The organism is Bacteroides sp. GM023, assembly GCF_014750685.1.
In the GTDB taxonomy this organism is placed as follows: Bacteria; Bacteroidota; Bacteroidia; order Bacteroidales; family Bacteroidaceae; genus Bacteroides.
The window spans coordinates 1-17,799 of the sequence record NZ_JAAXGE010000016.1; the positions used below are offsets into that span (position 1 = coordinate 1).

The 17,799-nt window shown below is 47.4% G+C and carries 13 protein-coding genes; 2 read left to right on the forward strand and 11 right to left on the reverse strand.

Annotation, left to right across the window (positions count from 1 at the left end):
- Positions 1-139 precede the first annotated feature (139 nt).
- From HC965_RS24240 to HC965_RS24265, 6 genes are all read right to left on the reverse strand, one after another.
- Positions 140-991: an SDR family oxidoreductase gene (locus HC965_RS24240; RefSeq protein WP_191033903.1), complete on the reverse strand. Its 852-nt coding sequence runs from the start codon at positions 989-991 to the stop codon at positions 140-142.
- Positions 988-2,211 carry an NADH:flavin oxidoreductase gene (locus HC965_RS24245; protein ID WP_191033904.1) on the reverse strand — a complete coding sequence of 408 codons (1,224 nt, stop codon included), beginning with the start codon at positions 2,209-2,211 and terminating at the stop codon, positions 988-990. The genes HC965_RS24240 and HC965_RS24245 overlap by 4 nt, the downstream gene beginning before the upstream one ends.
- A 50-nt stretch (positions 2,212-2,261) precedes the next feature.
- The gene (locus tag HC965_RS24250) at positions 2,262-3,023 is read right to left on the reverse strand and encodes a DUF1295 domain-containing protein (protein ID WP_191033905.1); all 762 of its coding nucleotides are present in this window, start codon (positions 3,021-3,023) and stop codon (positions 2,262-2,264) included.
- A gap of 184 nt (positions 3,024-3,207) precedes the next feature.
- Positions 3,208-4,551: a citrate/2-methylcitrate synthase gene (locus tag HC965_RS24255; RefSeq protein ID WP_191033906.1), complete on the reverse strand. Its 1,344-nt coding sequence runs from the start codon at positions 4,549-4,551 to the stop codon at positions 3,208-3,210.
- A gap of 25 nt (positions 4,552-4,576) precedes the next feature.
- On the reverse strand, positions 4,577-5,767 hold the full coding sequence (gene icd, locus HC965_RS24260) for an NADP-dependent isocitrate dehydrogenase (RefSeq protein ID WP_191033907.1): 1,191 nt from the start codon (positions 5,765-5,767) through the stop codon (positions 4,577-4,579).
- A gap of 2 nt (positions 5,768-5,769) precedes the next feature.
- Complete coding sequence (locus HC965_RS24265; RefSeq protein WP_191033908.1) at positions 5,770-8,013, reverse strand: aconitate hydratase; 2,244 nt, start codon at positions 8,011-8,013, stop codon at positions 5,770-5,772.
- Positions 8,014-8,079: 66 nt separating this feature from the next.
- Between HC965_RS24265 and HC965_RS24270 the strand changes: the two genes are divergently transcribed.
- Positions 8,080-10,020 carry an AAA domain-containing protein gene (locus HC965_RS24270; RefSeq protein ID WP_191033909.1) on the forward strand — a complete coding sequence of 647 codons (1,941 nt, stop codon included), beginning with the start codon at positions 8,080-8,082 and terminating at the stop codon, positions 10,018-10,020.
- A gap of 553 nt (positions 10,021-10,573) precedes the next feature.
- Here the strand turns inward: HC965_RS24270 and ilvC are convergent.
- The 5 genes from ilvC to ilvD all read right to left on the reverse strand — a co-directional run bounded on the left by ilvC (position 10,574) and on the right by ilvD (position 16,616).
- On the reverse strand, positions 10,574-11,617 hold the full coding sequence (gene ilvC / locus HC965_RS24275; protein WP_191033910.1) for a ketol-acid reductoisomerase: 1,044 nt from the start codon (positions 11,615-11,617) through the stop codon (positions 10,574-10,576).
- 109 nt (positions 11,618-11,726) lie between these two features.
- Positions 11,727-12,470, reverse strand: a complete 744-nt coding sequence (locus tag HC965_RS24280; RefSeq protein WP_191033911.1) for an acyl-[acyl-carrier-protein] thioesterase — start codon at positions 12,468-12,470, stop codon at positions 11,727-11,729.
- Positions 12,470-13,033, reverse strand: a complete 564-nt coding sequence (gene ilvN, locus HC965_RS24285) for an acetolactate synthase small subunit (protein ID WP_191033912.1) — start codon at positions 13,031-13,033, stop codon at positions 12,470-12,472. Before ilvN ends, HC965_RS24280 begins: the two co-directional genes overlap by 1 nt.
- Positions 13,034-13,089: 56 nt before the next feature.
- Positions 13,090-14,787 carry a biosynthetic-type acetolactate synthase large subunit gene (gene ilvB / locus HC965_RS24290; RefSeq protein WP_191033913.1) on the reverse strand — a complete coding sequence of 566 codons (1,698 nt, stop codon included), beginning with the start codon at positions 14,785-14,787 and terminating at the stop codon, positions 13,090-13,092.
- 26 nt (positions 14,788-14,813) lie between these two features.
- Positions 14,814-16,616: a dihydroxy-acid dehydratase gene (gene ilvD / locus HC965_RS24295; RefSeq protein ID WP_191033914.1), complete on the reverse strand. Its 1,803-nt coding sequence runs from the start codon at positions 16,614-16,616 to the stop codon at positions 14,814-14,816.
- 478 nt (positions 16,617-17,094) lie between these two features.
- Between ilvD and HC965_RS24300 the strand changes: the two genes are divergently transcribed.
- Complete coding sequence (locus HC965_RS24300) at positions 17,095-17,676, forward strand: peptidylprolyl isomerase (protein ID WP_191033915.1); 582 nt, start codon at positions 17,095-17,097, stop codon at positions 17,674-17,676.
- The last annotated feature ends 123 nt before the right edge of the window (positions 17,677-17,799 follow it).

The window sequence follows — 17,799 nt, forward strand, 5'->3', positions numbered from 1 at the left end:
GCTATTAGGGCTCACGAGGGACTTGCACCCGTTAGATAATACTCATGCCGAGCATACACAAAATCACCCGCGTTGCATCTATTTGCAACGCGGGTGTTTACTATTTATAAAGGCTTTGATACGCCTTCGTTTCTTCTTTTTATTCCAACCACTGCGCTACCGTCCGCTCCGTACTTTCCCAAAGCTGCTCCTGTTGCACATGGTGAGCATACTTGTCAGGCAGTTTTTTCCAGCGATTGCTTGCATATAGCTGTCCCGTCACTCCTGCCTCTTTTTCATCCAGCAGCAGAGCGATGGCTGTAGAAGCCCCTTTCTTCGGTTTGCGGATAAAAGGACGGAAAAAGATATCGGTCAATGGATCAAACCATTGATGCATCGTAATAATATTGGTAGAAACAATTCCCGGGTCAGCCGCATTGACAGTGATGCCCTTGTCACGAAGTTGTTCAGCCAATTCGAGGGTAAACAATAATAAAGCCAGTTTCGTATTACTGTAGATAGGGATTCTCCAAAACTTTCCCACCTTTCCCCGATGGAAAAAGTCAGGCAGGTCGATGTGTCCGATTGTGTAAGTACAAGAAACCATGTTCACAATACGCGCGCCCCGCACCATTGCAGGAACCAATTTCCGTGTAAGCAGATAAGGCCCTACATAATTCACACTCACCGTCCGTTCAAATCCATCGGGAGTAACATGAAATCCTGTTTCCATCGTTCCTGCATTATTCATCAACAAGGAAACCGGAATATTACGTTCCAAAATCTGTCCGGCAAAAGAAGCTACCGAGCGCATGGAAGATAAATCAATAGCCATCACTTCCAGGTTCGGATTTCCGGTTTCTTCGATTAAGCTCTGACGGACTTTTTCTGCTTTTGACGGATTATAACAGGCCATTATTATCTGATAACCGGCTTTGGCTACGGCACGTGTTATTTCCCGTCCCATTCCTCCGTCGGCACCGGTGATGATTGCCCATTTCACTTCATTCATCGCTTTTCAAGTTTTTCAATCTCCTTCTGTAAACAAGAAGGCAATGGTTCTTTCAAATGTTGATGACAAGCCATTTCTATGGTGTACATACGTCCGATGCAGTAATTACTGTGTCCGCAGTTACAACGTGCCTGCTCTTCCTGCGCCATCCGGTTGACAAATCCTGGTTCGTTGAGCAAAGCACGCGCCATCTGCACAGCGTCAAAACCCGCATCCAACACTTCATCTATCTTTTGACGGGCGACAAGGCCGCCGACATAAACCAACGGAGCTCCCGGAAGAGCTTCCCGAAACTTCAACGCATCTTCGAGAAAATAAGCTTCTTTGAAAGGGACTGATGGAATCATCCATTTTCCAAACATCTTCACTCCATACTTCAGCCACCAGCAATTCATATAGTAAGACATCGAACGGACAGGCATCGCGCCCCGCATCACATACATCGGCGCTTTGCTTACGAAACCGCCGCTCAACACCAATCCATGAGCGCCAAGTTCCAACAAGCGTTTGGCTACCTGTATGGATTCGTCTATTTCCATTCCGCCTTTGAAGCCATCACGCATATTCATTTTCACAAAAACAGCCATGTCACTGCCTGCCGCTTTCATGACTTCTTCCATCACCAACTCCATAAATCGCATCCGGTTTTCCAGTGAACCACCAAATTCATCTTTCCGATGATTCGTGTAGGGGGACAGGAATTGGCTAATCAGATAGCCATGTCCGGCATGGACTTCCACAGCGTCAAATCCGGCTTCTCTTGCCAGGTTCACAGCTTCTCCATAGGCTTGTGCCAGTTCCGGGAGCTCTTCTTTTTCCAGTCCGCGGACGAATGTAGGAGAATAGAGATTGAATCCCGAAGAAGCGGACACGGGGGTGACACCACAAATATTTTTGTGGGACATATTTCCGCAATGTCCTATCTGAATGCCTACGGCGGCGCCTTCGTCGTGCACTGCTTTGGTCAATTCATGCAAACGGGGAATGATGGATGGACGCAGCCACAACTGGCGGTCGAAAGAAAGTCCGCTTTGTGTCACGGCAGCGTAAGCCACTGTCGTCATGCCTACCCCGCCCGCAGCTACCGAGCGATGGTAATCCAATAGCATTTGTGAAGGAGTATTCTCCGGACACATACTTTCGAAAGCTGCCGAACGAATCGTCCGATTCCGCAGTGTCAGAGGTCCGAAAGTGACCGGAGTAAAAAGCTTAGATTTCATAGTAGTTGAAAATTATTCAAGTCTTATTTAATTTGTGATAACAATCATTTTTAATAAAGGAAAGGAAATACCCGCTTCTTCTCTCCTACCGCGTCACCGAATTCTTCGCGATAACGGCACCACAGTGCATGGGCACGCGGAACAAGATTGGCAATCGTCCACCAAAGAAAGACAAGCCCGGAAAGCGAACAAGTGAGTATTGCCCAGCCTGCCCATTCTATTATTTCACCGAAATAATTGGCGGACGTGACGTAGCGATACATTCCCTTTTGCGGCAGATAATGGCGTGTATCTCCCGGTTTGCGCAGGTGGCGGATGATATAATCCGAATGCCAATTTATCAGCATTCCCACAAAAAACAGCAGAGTACCCACTATAAACCACGGAGACGTAAACCAGTCGGGCTGATACATCGTTTCGGGAGCAAGGTAAAATATCCATTCACCTTGCATATAGCCATTCAGCAGATTAAAGAGAATCCCCATTGACATAATTGCCAGTGGCATTTTACTTTTTCCGGTCAATAACAGGGGGAAAATGAAGGCACGCTGGAAATAATGAATTTGAAAAAATAAAAAGAAAGTCAATATTACCGGCTCAAAACGACGTTCGGAATACATCCACATACCACACATCACCAAAAAAACCGGAGCTTCCATCAGTACCCAAGCTACTTTATTAGATATAGCTATTCCCCACGACGCCGTGCGAAAAATACCGTATCCCGCTTTCACAAAATAGAGTGCTATAAAAACCACCAGGGCAATCAAGCTCATCACACCCAGGAACAGATTAAAAGCTGCTAAACTCATATTAAAAGTCTTTTGTAATGCGCAAAAATAACAAAAATGAAAGGAATAACAACACAAAATCCCCTTTAAATAAAAAACTCTCTACGAGCGGAATGTTTTTTCATTACAACTCCCCGAACAAAGTTGAAATTCAATCTTCGTTCGGGGAGTGCTTTTATATATTCAACAAAAGGATTTGTCTTTGTCAGCGCTTTTTGATGGGTATGTAAGCCAAATCTTCGAGAACATTCTTGTAAGCAGGACGGATGATACGCTTGCCTTCGAAAGTCAGTTCTTCATTGCGATGCGCACACCAGCCTACGATACGTGCCATAGCAAACAGAGGAGTGAAAATTTCCTGCGGCAATCCGATCATTTCATAAACGAAGCCCGAATAGAAGTCGATGTTGCTGGAGACGGTCTTTCCGTTGTTCTTTATACGACCGAAGGTAGTGATGGCACGTTCTTCCAACAGTTCGAGAAAAGCAAATTCGCTTTCTCTACCTTTTTCACGGGCAAGGTCGCGGGCAAGTTCCTTCAGCAAGAGCGCACGAGGGTCGGAGATGGTGTAAACGGCATGGCCGATACCATAAATCAATCCTGTTTTGTTGTACACTTCTTTGTTGAGCATACGGGTGAAGTAAGTGTCAATTTCGTCTACACTGGTCCAGTCTTTGATATTTTCTTTCAAGTGCTGGAACATGTCGGCAACCTGGATATTCGCACCACCGTGAAGCGGACCTTTCAGCGAACCGATACCTGCGGCGATGGCCGAATACGTATCCGTTCCGGTAGAGGAAGTGACGCGGACGGTGAATGTGGAGTTGTTACCACCACCATGTTCTGCCTGAAGAATCAGCAGCAGGTCGAGAGTGCGTGCATCCAGTTCGGTATAGTCTCTTTTCAGCATATACAGGAAGTTTTCGGCGATAGACAGTTTTTCCTGCGGGTGGCGGATATGCAGCGAACGACCGAAAGTGGCGTGGCGAAGCATATTGTAAGCATAAGCGATGATGGTCGGAAACTTCGAGATAAGTTCGATACTCTGACGCATCAGGTTATCACGGGAAGTATCATCCGCGTTAGCGTCAAAACGATACATTTCGAGTACGCTGCGCGAAAGGATATTCATAATGTTGTTTCCTTCCAACTCGATAATATTCATTTTCGTTTTCTGTTCCAACGGCATATTGTCGTTAATCAGGTCACGGAAAGAGATCAGCTCTTCTTTATCCGGCAGACGACCGGAGAGCAACAGGTAAGCCACTTCTTCGAAGCCGAAACGTTTCTCCTTGATGATAGCGTGCGAGATATCTTCCACGTCATAGCCACGATAGAACAATTTGCCCGGTATGGGTTTCAGGCCGCCGCCCGGAATACGTTCGTAGCCAACTACATTACCGATTTTAGTCAGACCTACCAATACACCTGTGCCGTCTTCATTACGCAGTCCGCGTTTCACGTCAAACTTAGGGAACAATTCATTATCAATCCGGGTTGCTTCCTTCATATCTTCGGAAAGCTTGTAAATCAAGTACTCTTTCTTCATTTTTCTTTGTTTTTATTCGTTGCTTTTATTTTTCAATTCGTTCCACTATTTCACGTGTGAAAGCGGAAGTTGAGAGGGAGGTTCCGTTCGGCATAAAACGTGCTAAATCATGTGTAGCGCGAGCTTCAAGGAAACTTTGTTCCAAGGCTTTCTCTATAAGAGTCGCCGCTTCTTTCCAGTCAAAATATTCGAGCATCATCACTGCTGAAAGTATGATGGAGCAAGGGTTCACGACGTCTTTTCCCGCAATGTTCGGGGCAGTTCCGTGGGTGGCTTCAAAGATGGCGTGACCTGTCTTGTAGTTGATATTCGCTCCCGGAGCAATGCCGATACCGCCTACCATCGCCGCCAGTTGGTCGGAAACGTAGTCCCCGTTCAGGTTCAGGGTGGCTATTACGGAATATTCTTCGGGAATCAGTAAGGTGTTTTGCAGGAAAGCGTCGGCGATGCAGTCCTTTATCACCAGTCTGCCATCCGCCAGGGCATCAGCAAATTCACGCTGTGCCAGTTCGTAGCCCCACTTCTTGAAACCGCCTTCAGTGAATTTCATTATATTTCCCTTGTGCACCAATGTCACGGAAGGCAGATGATGGTCGAGCGCATACTGGCAGGCAGCACGTACAAGACGTTCCGTACCTTCACGGGAGACGGGTTTCACGCCGAAAGAGGACGTTTCCGGGAAACGGACTTTCGTCACGCCCATCTCGTCTTTCAGGAATTTGTAGAACTTTTCAGCTTCCGGAGTACCGGCTTCCCACTCGATACCTGCATAAATATCTTCCGTATTTTCACGGAATACGCACATATCCACTTTCTCAGGTGCCTTCACAGGCGACTGCACTCCCTGATACCAGCGGACGGGACGGAGGCAAACGTATAAGTCGAGCGTCTGGCGCAAGGCTACATTCAACGAACGGATGCCGCCACCGACGGGAGTTGTCAACGGGCCTTTGATTCCTATCAGATATTCCTGAAAGGTCTTCATCGTTTCGTCCGGCAACCAGGAACCTGTCTCATTGAAGGCACGTTCGCCTGCCAGCACCTCTTTCCATTCGATGCGGCGCTTGCCGCCATAGGCTTTCTGAACGGCCGCATTCACTACGGCCTGCATGGAAGGAGTTACTTCGGCTCCCACTCCGTCTCCGGTAATATAAGGTACGGTAGGCACATCGGGCACCAGCAGCGTACCATCTGCTTTCATGGTTATTTTATTCATGGTTATCTTGCATTTAAGGCAGAGCCGGCACGGAACCAGGCAATCTGCTGTTCATTGTATGTGTGCTGTACTTCAAAACTCTCTTTCGTTCCGTCTTCGTGGTGGAGAACGATGGTGAGATTACGTCCCGGCGCGAAATGCACCAAACCAAGCACGGAGAGAACATCGTGTTCGCGAATCTTGTCGTAGTCGGCTTTATCGACAAATGTCAGGGCAAGCATTCCTTGTTTCTTCAGGTTCGTCTCGTGTATACGGGCAAAACTCTTGGCGAGAATCACACGGACATTCAGGAAACGAGGTTCCATAGCTGCGTGCTCGCGGCTGGAGCCTTCGCCGTAGTTTTCTTCGGCAACGACAATAGAAGGAATCCCCTGTGTCTTATACAATTTCGCTGTACCGGAAACTGTTCCGTAGGTATTTGTCGAACGGTTCCAAACGCTGTTCGTTTCACCGTTAAAGGCATTGACAGCTCCCATCAACATATTGTCGGAAATATTCTCCAAATGTCCACGGAAACGGAGCCACGGGCCTGCCATAGAAATATGGTCGGTGGTACATTTGCCTTGCGCCTTGATTAGCAGGGGCATATTCAGCAAGTCCTGACCGTCCCAGGCAGGGAAAGGAGTCAGCAGTTGCAGACGTTGGGAATCCGGTTTCACTTTGATTTCCGTTTTTGCTCCATGCGGGGCGATATAGCCTTCGTTGCCCTGCGTAAAGCCCTTCAAGGGAAGTTCGTCTCCGACAGGTTCCGCCAATTTTACTTTTTCGCCGTCATGGTTCACCAATCTGTCTTTCAAGGGGTTGAAGCAGAGGTCGCCTGCGATGGTCAGCGCCATAGTCAGTTCGGGAGAAGCGACGAAAGCGTAGGTGTTGGGATTGCCGTCGGCACGCTTCGCAAAGTTACGGTTGAAAGAGGTGACGATGGAGTTCTTCCGTGTCGGGTCGTCCGTCTCACGTTTCCACTGGCCGATACAAGGACCGCAGGCGTTCGCCATTATTGTCGCCCCGATTTGCTCAAAAGCACCAATCATTCCGTCTCTCTCGGCAGTGGCGCGAATCTGTTCCGAACCCGGATTCACAATCAGCGGGGCGGCTACGCTCAAATTCTTTTCAGCTACCTGCTTTGCCAAAGAAGCGGCACGGCTCAAGTCCTGATAAGAAGAGTTGGTGCACGAACCGATAAGCCCGACTTCCATCTTGCGGGGATAACCGTTCAATAATACTTTCTCCGCAAATTCGGAGATAGGCGTGGCGGCATCCGGCGTGAAAGGGCCGTTTATATAAGGTTCGAGTTCCGACAGGTCTATTTCAATGACACGGTCGTAATATTTCGTAGGTTCATCCGTCACCACTTCGTCTGCCCGAAGGTCAGCGCCAATGGATTCGGCCAAATCGACAACACATTCTCTTCCCGTGGCTCTCAGGTAAGTAGCCATGCGCTTATCAAACGGGAAAAGCGAGGTGGTAGCTCCTACTTCGGCACCCATGTTACAGATGGTCGCTTTTCCGGTGGCGGAAAGAGATTCGGTGCCGGGACCGAAGTATTCGATGATGGCATTCGTTCCGCCTTTTACAGTGAGGATACCCGCCAGTTTCAGAATCACGTCTTTGGGGGATGCCCAGCCGTTCAGTTTTCCGGTCAGGCGGACACCGATAATCTTTGGCATCTTCAATTCCCATTCCATACCAGTCATTACATCCACGGCATCCGCGCCACCGACACCGATAGCCACCATGCCAAGACCGCCTGCGTTCGGAGTGTGCGAGTCCGTTCCCACCATCATTCCGCCGGGGAACGCATAGTTCTCGAGCACTACCTGGTGGATGATGCCTGCGCCCGGTTTCCAAAAGCCGATGCCGTAGCGGGAAGATACGTCGCGGAGGAAATCGTAAACTTCTTCGTTGGTCATTCTCGCCGTGGCGATGTCTTCCTTAGCTCCTTTATAGGCTTGTATCAGGTGGTCGCAATGCACCGTCGAAGGTACTGCCGCCCGGTCTTTGCCTGCGTTCATAAACTGAAGCAGAGCCATTTGGGCAGTCGCATCCTGCATAGCCACCCGGTCGGGGCGGAAATTCACATAGTCTTCTCCTCGTTTGTAATCTTTTACATCAGCCGCATCATACAGATGAGCATACAAAATTTTCTCGGCCAACGTCAAAGGGCGTTTCAATACAGCCCGCACATGTTCTACCTTTCCTTTATAAGCAGCGTAGAAGGCTTCTAACATAGTCACATCGTATACCATATCGCTTTTTGTTTTTTTAGTCTATCTATAAAAATAACGAACGACGTTCGAGTAATGTTTAACAAAATGAAATATTTTTTCGACTCAGGGAGAAGAATTGTTACCTTTGCATCCATAATGAATAATAATTCGAAAAGTCCGATAGCCAATCTTCAGCAACAGCAACTCCTCTTACGGATGGAGTACGAATACGAGAAAGAGGAATTTAAACGGCAGACCGAAACGATGGGCGTTGCCCGGAAAGTGAAACGCGGTCTCTGCTGGTATCCCGTCTCTCTCGGCCGAAGTTACTACAATTCGCTGAATCAGCTTGTAATAGATATTACACGTACCGAAAATAAAGAGATAGAACATTCTTTCGAGTTCGGGCGTCCCGTCTGCTTTTTCCATCAGTCGCTCGAGGGGAAAATGAAGTATATGAATTTCATTGCTACCGTCAGTTATGCGGACGAGGAACGGATGGTGGTCGTGTTGCCCGGGGCGGGCGCTTTGATGGAGCTACAAACTCCTAATATACTGCTTGGTGTGCAACTTTATTTTGATGAAACGTCTTACCGGGCGATGTTCGAAGCACTGGAAGATGTAGTCCGCGCCAAAGACAACCGGTTGGCAGAACTGCGTGACACGCTGCTAGGAACACTAAAGCCGGGATTTCGTGAGTTGTATCCGGTACGTTTTCCGTGGCTGAACAGTACACAGGAGACGGCAGTCAACAAGGTGCTCTGCACGCGTGATGTCTCTATCGTTCACGGCCCGCCGGGAACGGGAAAGACGACGACACTGGTTGAAGCGATTTATGAAACGTTGCACCGGGAGCCGCAAGTGCTGGTCTGCGCGCAGAGTAATACGGCTGTCGACTGGATTTGTGAGAAACTTGTAGACCGGGGTGTGCCTGTACTTCGCATCGGAAATCCTACGCGGGTCAATGACAAAATGTTGTCTTCCACTTACGAGCGGCGGTTCGAGAGCCATCCGGCCTATCCGGAGCTATGGGGCATCCGCAAGTCTATCCGCGAAATGAACGGCCGGATGCGCCGGGGAAGTTACGCCGAACGGGAGGGTATGCGCAGCCGCATGAGCCGCTTGCGCGACCGTGCCACGGAACTGGAGATAGTCATCAATGCCGACCTTTTCGACAGTGCCCGTGTGATTGCCTCTACTTTAGTGAGTAGCAATCACCGCCTGCTTAATGGACGGCGGTTTCCTACCTTATTTATTGACGAAGCCGCCCAGGCACTCGAAGCGGCGTGCTGGATTGCTATTCGCAAAGCCGACCGGGTTATTCTTGCCGGCGACCATTGTCAGCTACCGCCCACTATTAAATGTATAGAGGCAGCCCGCGGCGGACTGGACCAAACATTGATGGAGAAAGTAGTCCAACAAAAGCCGTCTGCCGTTTCTTTACTGAAAGTACAGTACCGGATGCACGAAGCCATCATGCAGTTTCCTTCTGACTGGTTCTACCATGGCGAACTGGAAGCTGCCCCCGAAGTGCGCTACCGGGGGATTCTCGATTTCGATACGCCGATGAACTGGATAGACACTTCGGAAATGGATTTCCGCGAAGAATTTGTAGGCGAGAGTTTCGGGAGAATCAACAAACAGGAAGCGAACCTGCTTTTGCAGGAACTGGAAGCATATATCAACCGAATCGGCAAAGACCGGATACTGGAAGAAAGGATTGATTTCGGTCTGATTTCTCCATATAAAGCACAGGTGCAATATTTGAGAAGCAAAATCAAGGGGAGCAGTTTTCTCCGCCCTTTCCGCAGCCTCATCACCGTGAATACAGTGGACGGCTTTCAGGGACAGGAACGGGATGTTATCTTTATCAGTCTTGTCCGTGCCAACGAGGACGGGCAAATAGGATTCTTAAATGATTTGCGAAGAATGAACGTAGCGATTACAAGAGCACGAATGAAGCTCGTCATACTAGGAGACGCAGCCACTCTGACAAAGCATCCGTTTTACAGAAGATTGATGTTATTCATTAAAAAAGAGGATTAGATTTAATCCTCTTTTTTGTTTTATAAGAGCCACTTTCTCACGAAACCGAACTCTTTAATTTAACACAAACAAAACAAACAATATTTATTTTAGGTATCATTATTTCTATCTCATTAATTTACCGGCAAAGTAAACTAAAGACTTATGTATATCGAAAGCATCCAATCCCAGCAACATCTGAATCGTTCTTGTTTTGGATTTTCGAAAAAAACATCAAACTAAAAGGGAGTAATACAGCCATTGACAGGCCAGGAATAATCAATATCTTTATCTATACAATTTATTACCACATAATTATCCAAAAGCAATCTGCAAATGCAGACATATGCCTGGAAATAACTTAAAAACTTCTCATACGGTATTATTTGCTTCAGTTTGATGGCACAAATATAAACATAAAGTTGCATTTTCTGCCCATTATAGTGATATATTTTTCAAAAAAAACTTTCATAGGCTTTATAAGGTTGATTTTTAGCCAATTTACAGACAAAATAAAAAGGGAGAACTATTTTTTCAGTTCTCCCTTTTATTCAATTTATATCATCTAGTCCGATTAATTGTTTTCAGGACGAAGTTTACGTACTGTAACAGCTGTCTGCCACATTTCGCTTTCGCGCAATGCTTTCAGTTCTTCTTCCAGTTTCTCACGATAGTCCACTTTTGAGTTGCTGTCGATAGAAATTTGAGCTTCGTTACCAGTCTTAACGCTGTGATACAACTTTTCAACTACCGGTTTGATAGCGTCGTGGAAGGGGCCCATCCAGTCAAGAGCACCACGTTGAGCAGTAGTAGAGCAGTTTGCGTACATCCAGTCCATACCGTTCTTTGCGAACAACGGCATCAGTGACTGAGTCAGTTCTTCCACTGTTTCGTTGAATGCTTCGGAAGGAGTGTGACCGTTTTCACGCAACACTTCGTATTGTGCGAGCAACAGACCTTGGATAGCACCCATCAATGAACCGCGTTCACCTGTCAGGTCGGAAGTAGCTTCGCGAGTGAAAGTTGTTTCGAACAGATAACCTGAACCGATACCGATACCCAAAGCGATTGTTTTTTCGTAAGCTTTGCCCGTAGCATCCTGGTAGATAGCATAAGAAGAGTTCAAGCCACGACCTTCAAGGAACATAGTACGCAATGAAGTACCCGAACCTTTAGGAGCAACCATGATGACGTCGATGTCAGCAGGAGGAACTACACCTGTGCGGTCGTTCCAAGTGATAGCAAAACCGTGAGAGAAATAAAGAGCTTTTCCGGCAGTCAGGTAAGGCTTGATAGTAGGCCATACAGACATTACTGCTGCGTCAGACAAGAGGCACATAACGATAGTACCTTTCTCGCAAGCTTCTTCGATTCCGAACAACGTTTCACCCGGAACCCATCCGTCTGCTACTGCCTTATCGTATGTTTTTCCTTCACGTTGTCCAACGATTACATTGAAACCGTTATCACGCAGGTTCAGTGCCTGTCCGGGACCCTGTACGCCATAACCGATTACTGCAATTGTTTCATTCTTCAATACTTCACGAGCTTTTTCTAATGGAAATTCGTCACGGATTACTACTGTCTCAACAGTTCCGCCAAAATTCAACTGTGCCATTTTCTTTTTTGTTTTTAGTTTTGATGGCTTACGCCATCCGTTATTAATTGATTTTATATTCTATATTATTCAAATACTATTTCCGAGTTATTCAAATACTACTTTCAAGTTATTCAAATACCACTTTCGAGCGGCAGACTACTTCGCTGCCGTTTTTCTTCACTTCGACATGAAATTCGTTATCGTTGACTTCGTCACAGAAGAACGAAAGTTCGTCTCCGAAATAACTCTCGGCTACGTAGGCCATTTCGAAACGGCGGATACGCTTGGTCTTGTACAACTCTATCGGGAACAAATCAAGGATATGTTCTATGTATCGGATGCTGTTCACATGACCGTTGATGTCAATGTCGCTGTATTTTGCCGTCAGCGTAGCCAATGGCTGGTCGCTGGTCACCTTGATGCGTGAGGGCTTTTCTATCGGGCAGGGTTCATCGCATACATAGTCTACGATGCTACCGCCATGCAGCGTCAGGAGGTCCGCAGGCTTGCGGGTGTTCAGGTTAATCATAGCCCATACCGAACGGGCGTAACCTATCTTCTTGCCATCTTTATTGATGACGGCAAAGTTACGGTCAGTGAACAGGCGATATACATTTTCCACCCAAGTCTGAACCGAGAAGTCCTCGTATTGGTAGGGCATTTCGTCCAGTTCGATAGCCAGTCGGGAAAGTACCCAAGTGTAGTTGTCCTCGTTGAGCGTTGCGATGCCAAAACCACGGTCACTGGCATGGAAACCTGCGCAATTCAGCAGATGGTTGCCCAGTACTCCCATTGTCAAGCGTCCGTTGAAGTCCACGTGAAAGGGTTCTGCCACAAACTTGTAAGTTCCTATTTTATTTGATTCACTCATTATTCTTGCAGGTTTTTACTTTGGTTATAGCTGGCTTCCCGTCCGTCGAGAAACTCGTTCACCCGTTCAAAACAACTGGTAGTGATGGCTACACGTCCCGAACGGACAAATTGCAAAACACAATTCAAAGCCTTCAGTTCACCGTAGAGCGAAGTGATATCCTCACTCATGCCGTTCTTTTCGACAATGGAGAATACGGGATTCACTTCTACCACACGGGCGTTGTATCTACGTATCACCTTGGATGCTTCCGGCGTCTCCTGAAATTCGGGAGTGGACACCTTATATAATGCAATCTCATGGAAGTAGATTTCATCTTCTGTGAAGTAGTGAGCCTGGATGACGTCAATCTTCTTTTCAATCTGCTTCACTACTTTTTCTATCGTATCTTTATCCGTCCATGCGGTGATAGTATATTTATGTACGCCTTTGATTGAGGACGCAGATACATTCAGGCTTTCGATATTAATCTGCCTGCGGGTAAATACGGCCGTTACCTGATTCAGCAATCCGGCGATATTCTCCGAATGAACGATGATGGTATATAATGTCTTATCACTCATAATTCTTAATTTAAATTGTGAACTCTCAGCTCTCCATTCTCAACTCTCAACTTTTCCTAGCACTCCAGCAACATTTGATTCACTGAGCCACCCGGAGGAGTCATCGGCAAGACATTGCCTTCTTCCACCACACAGGCTTCGAGCAGGAACGGTCCGTCCGTTGCCAACATTTCACGAATGGCTTCCTTCAGTTCTTCACGGGTGAAGACACGTTTGGAAGGGATGTCGTAGGCCGAAGCTATCTTCATGTAATCCGGATTCAACATCGGCGTGAATGAATAGCGACGGTTGAAGAACATGGCTTGCCATTGGCGCACGTTGCCGAGGTAATTGTTGTTCAGACAGATAATTTTCACCGGAGCTTTCTGTTCCATAATGGTTCCCAGCTCCTGGATGTTCATTTGGAGTCCGCCGTCACCCATGAATACACATACGGTACGTTCCGGTGCGCCGAAAGTGGCGCCGATAGCGGCGGGAAGTCCGAAGCCCATCGTTCCGAGTCCGCCGGAAGTGATGATGCTGCGTTCTTTCGAATATTTAAAATAGCGGGCGGAAATCATCTGATTCTGTCCTACGTCCGTTACTAAAACGGCTTCGTGGTGGGTAGCGTCGCTTACTGCACGTGCTACTTCACCCATGCTTAATGAGTCCGTAGCGGGATGAAGTTCGGGGCGGATTACCTTTTCTTCTTCTACCTTTTCGTATTCCTCGAAGCTGCCTACCCATTCGGTATGCGTGTTCTTCTTCAGAAGTTCCGTAACAGAAGCCAGTGTATTCTTGCAATCTCCTAAGACGGCGATATCTACTTTTACATTCTTGTTTACTTCGGCAGGGTCGATGTCGAAGTGGATTACTTTCGCTTGCTTGGCGTAAGTGGCGAGGTTTCCTGTCACACGGTCGTCGAAACGCATACCGACAGCAATCAGGACATCGCATTTGTTGGTGTTGATGTTCGGGCCTAAGTTGCCGTGCATACCCAACATACCTTTATTTAACGGGTGTTCCGTCGGCAAGGCCGAAAGTCCGAGCAGCGTACAGCCAGCCGGCATGTCTGCCTTCTCGATAAAAGCACGCAGTTCGCTTTGCGCATTGCCGAGTTCAACGCCCTGTCCTACCAGTACAAGCGGACGTTCGGCATTGTTAATCAGTTCGGCAGCCGCTTTTACAGAGTCCGCGTCCGTATCGGGCACGGGAACATAGCTGCGTATGAAATCGACTTTCGTCGGTTCGTATTTCGTTTTCTCTACTTGAGCGTTCTTGGCAAAGTCCAGCACTACCGGGCCGGGACGACCGCTACGGGCAATATAGAAAGCGCGTGCTACCGCCCAGGCTACGTCTTCGGCACGACGAATCTGATAGCTCCATTTGGCGATTGGCTGGGTGATGCCCACCAAGTCAACTTCCTGAAAAGCATCTGTTCCGAGAAAAGCTGTTCCTACCTGTCCGGCAATCACAACGATAGGCGTACTGTCTATCATGGCATCGGCAATACCGGTAATCGTGTTCGTAGCACCGGGACCGCTTGTCACCAGGCAAACACCGACTTCACCCGATACGCGGGCATATCCTTGTGCTGCATGGGCAGCTCCCTGTTCGTGGCGAACCAAGATGTGGTTCAATGTATCTTGATGGTCGAATAAGGCATCAAATACCGGCATAATAGAACCGCCAGGGTATCCAAAGATGGTATTTACTCCCTGATGTTCCAGAGCGCGCATCAACGCCTCTCCACCTGTTATTAAGTCTTTACTCATTCTTTTTTAGTATTGAAGGATGTGTATCAATCGATTATTCTCACTGCTCCCTTATCGGCGGAGCTTACCATGCTGGCGTATGCCTTCAGACTCTTCGGCACGTAACGGTCACGGGTGACGGGTGTCATCGAGCGGGCAGCCAGTTCTTCATCCGTTAGTCGCACGTTAATCGTCCGGGCCGGAATATCGATTTCGATAATATCTCCATCAACAATTTTCCCGATATTACCTCCTGCTGCCGCTTCGGGAGACACGTGTCCGATACTCAAGCCGGAAGTTCCACCACTGAAACGTCCGTCGGTAATCAAAGCACATTCTTTTCCGAGATGACGGGATTTAATATAAGAGGTAGGATAAAGCATTTCCTGCATACCGGGGCCACCCTTCGGACCTTCGTGCGTGATGACGACGACGTCGCCACTGACGACTCGGCCTCCGAGGATGCCTTCACAGGCTGCTTCTTGCGAATCAAATACTTTGGCAGGGCCGGTAAACTTCCAGATACTTTCGTCTACACCTGCCGTTTTTACTACACAACCGTCCTTGGCGATGTTACCTTTCAGTACGGCCAGTCCGCCGTCCTTACTGTATGCGTGTTCAAAATCACGGATACATCCGGTGGCACGGTCTTTGTCCAGTTCTTTATAGTACATTCCTTGCGAGCCGAGTACGAGGTTGAAACGATTGGCGGCTGCGCTGGAATATTTCTTGATAGCTTTCTCGCTGACATTCGGACTGGTGATTGAATATTCGTTGATTGCTTCCGCGAGTGACATTCCGTCTACGCGGCGAACGGAAGTGTCTATCAGTCCGGCTTTTGCCAGTTCGTCCATGATGGCGATGATACCCCCGGCACGGTTTACGTCCTGGATATGATATTTCTGTGTATTCGGGGCAACTTTGCAGAGACAGGGAGCTTTGCGGGAAAGCAGGTCGATGTCATCCATCTTGAAGTCTACTTCCGCTTCGTGGGCAACGGCCAACAAATGCAGAACCGTATTGGTAGAACCACCCATCGCAATATCGAGTGTCATTGCGTTCAGGAAGGCTTCGCGGGTAGCGATGCTGCGCGGCAGTACGCTTTCGTCTCCTTCGTTGTAATATTTCATGGCATTCTCGACAATCAGTTTGGCAGCGTCCTTGAAGAGTTGCGTACGGTTTTCGTGGGTAGCTACGATGGTTCCGTTTCCGGGAAGAGCCAGTCCGATAGCTTCATTCAGGCAGTTCATAGAGTTGGCCGTGAACATACCGGAGCAGCATCCACAGGTAGGACAAGCGTTCTGCTCGATATTGGCCACTTCTTCGTCGCTTACGCTTTGGTCGGCAGACTTAATCATAGCGTCGATCAAGTCGAGATGCTGACCGTTCCACTCTCCGGCTTCCATCGGTCCGCCCGATACGAATACGGTAGGGATGTTCAGGCGCATGGATGCCATCAACATTCCCGGGGTGATTTTATCGCAGTTGCTGATACATACCATTGCATCTGCCTTGTGGGCGTTGACCATGTATTCTACACTGTCGGCAATGATGTCACGGGAAGGAAGCGAGTAGAGCATTCCGTCGTGTCCCATGGCTATACCGTCGTCGATGGCTATGGTGTTGAATTCCGCAGCGAAGCATCCCAGCTTTTCAATCTCCGCCTTCACCAGTTGACCGATTTCATGTAGGTGTACATGCCCCGGCACAAACTGCGTAAAGGAATTGACGATAGCGATAATGGGCTTGCCCATCTGTTCTTTCTTCATGCCGTTGGCTGCCCACAATGCACGGGCTCCCGCCATCCGACGGCCTTGTGTACTAAACGAACTGCGTAATTGCTTTTTCATTTCAATCTGTCTTTTAATTAAAGAGCCTCTCTCACAAGTGAGAAAGGCTCTAAATTTTATCTTTTATGGTACGAACACATACAACACAAAAACCTTCCTCACGCTCTTGATGGAATCACCACGACGCGAATAATATGCAGGACTGCTAGGTTTAGAGATGTATGTAACATATTCATATCTTCTTTTCTTTATTTTCGTGCTGCAAAGGTAAGGGCTTTTTTATTATCTCCAAACAAATCGAAGAAAAAAATCACATAAAAACTAATAATTGTAAGACAACTGCGGTATTATTTCTCTATTTTATCACTTAAAGGTTGAATTTACAACTATTATACAAGTATCGTCCCCACCGAACCTTTCTAACAAAAGCACTTAATAATCTGAAATTTACATTCCCGATGTCCGTGTACAAGCAAATAATTCGTATCTTTGTCAACCCGTATCCCGGGATTTATTAATTAGAAATATAAAATATCAGATGGAAACAGTAGAAAACAAGTACATTACCGTTGCATACAAACTATATACAATGGAAGATGGTAAAAAAGAGTTGTTCGAAGAAGCAGGAGCAGAACACCCTTTTCAATTCATTTCAGGTTTAGGAACAACACTCGAGGATTTCGAAAATCAAATGACCGCTCTTTCTAAAGGTGATAAATTTGAGTTTACCATCGAAGCAGATAAAGCATACGGTCAATATGACGAACAACACGTGATTGACCTTCCTAAAAATATCTTCGAAATCGACGGTAAGTTCGATAGCGAACGTATCAAAAAAGATAATATCGTTCCTTTGATGACTGGTGACGGTCAGCGTGTGAACGCAAGCGTAGTAGAAGTTAAACCGGACGTGGTAGTAGTTGACCTCAATCACCCGTTGGCAGGCGCTGACCTTATCTTTGAAGGCGAAGTGCTCGAAAGCCGTCCTGCTACTAACGAAGAAATTCAGGACTTGGTAAAAATGATGAGTGGCGAAGGTGGCTGCGGTTGCGGATGCGACAGTTGTGGCGACGGTGAATGCGGCGACGATTGCGGTTGCGAAGGCGGACACTGCCATTAATTGAAATATGGCTGTTGTTGATAACAACAGCCAATAAAGATAAAATGGATAATGAACTTCTTGGTTTCATTATCCATTTTTTTATTGGTTATTCTTTAGCAGCTTGGCTGTTCCTTAGCTTGA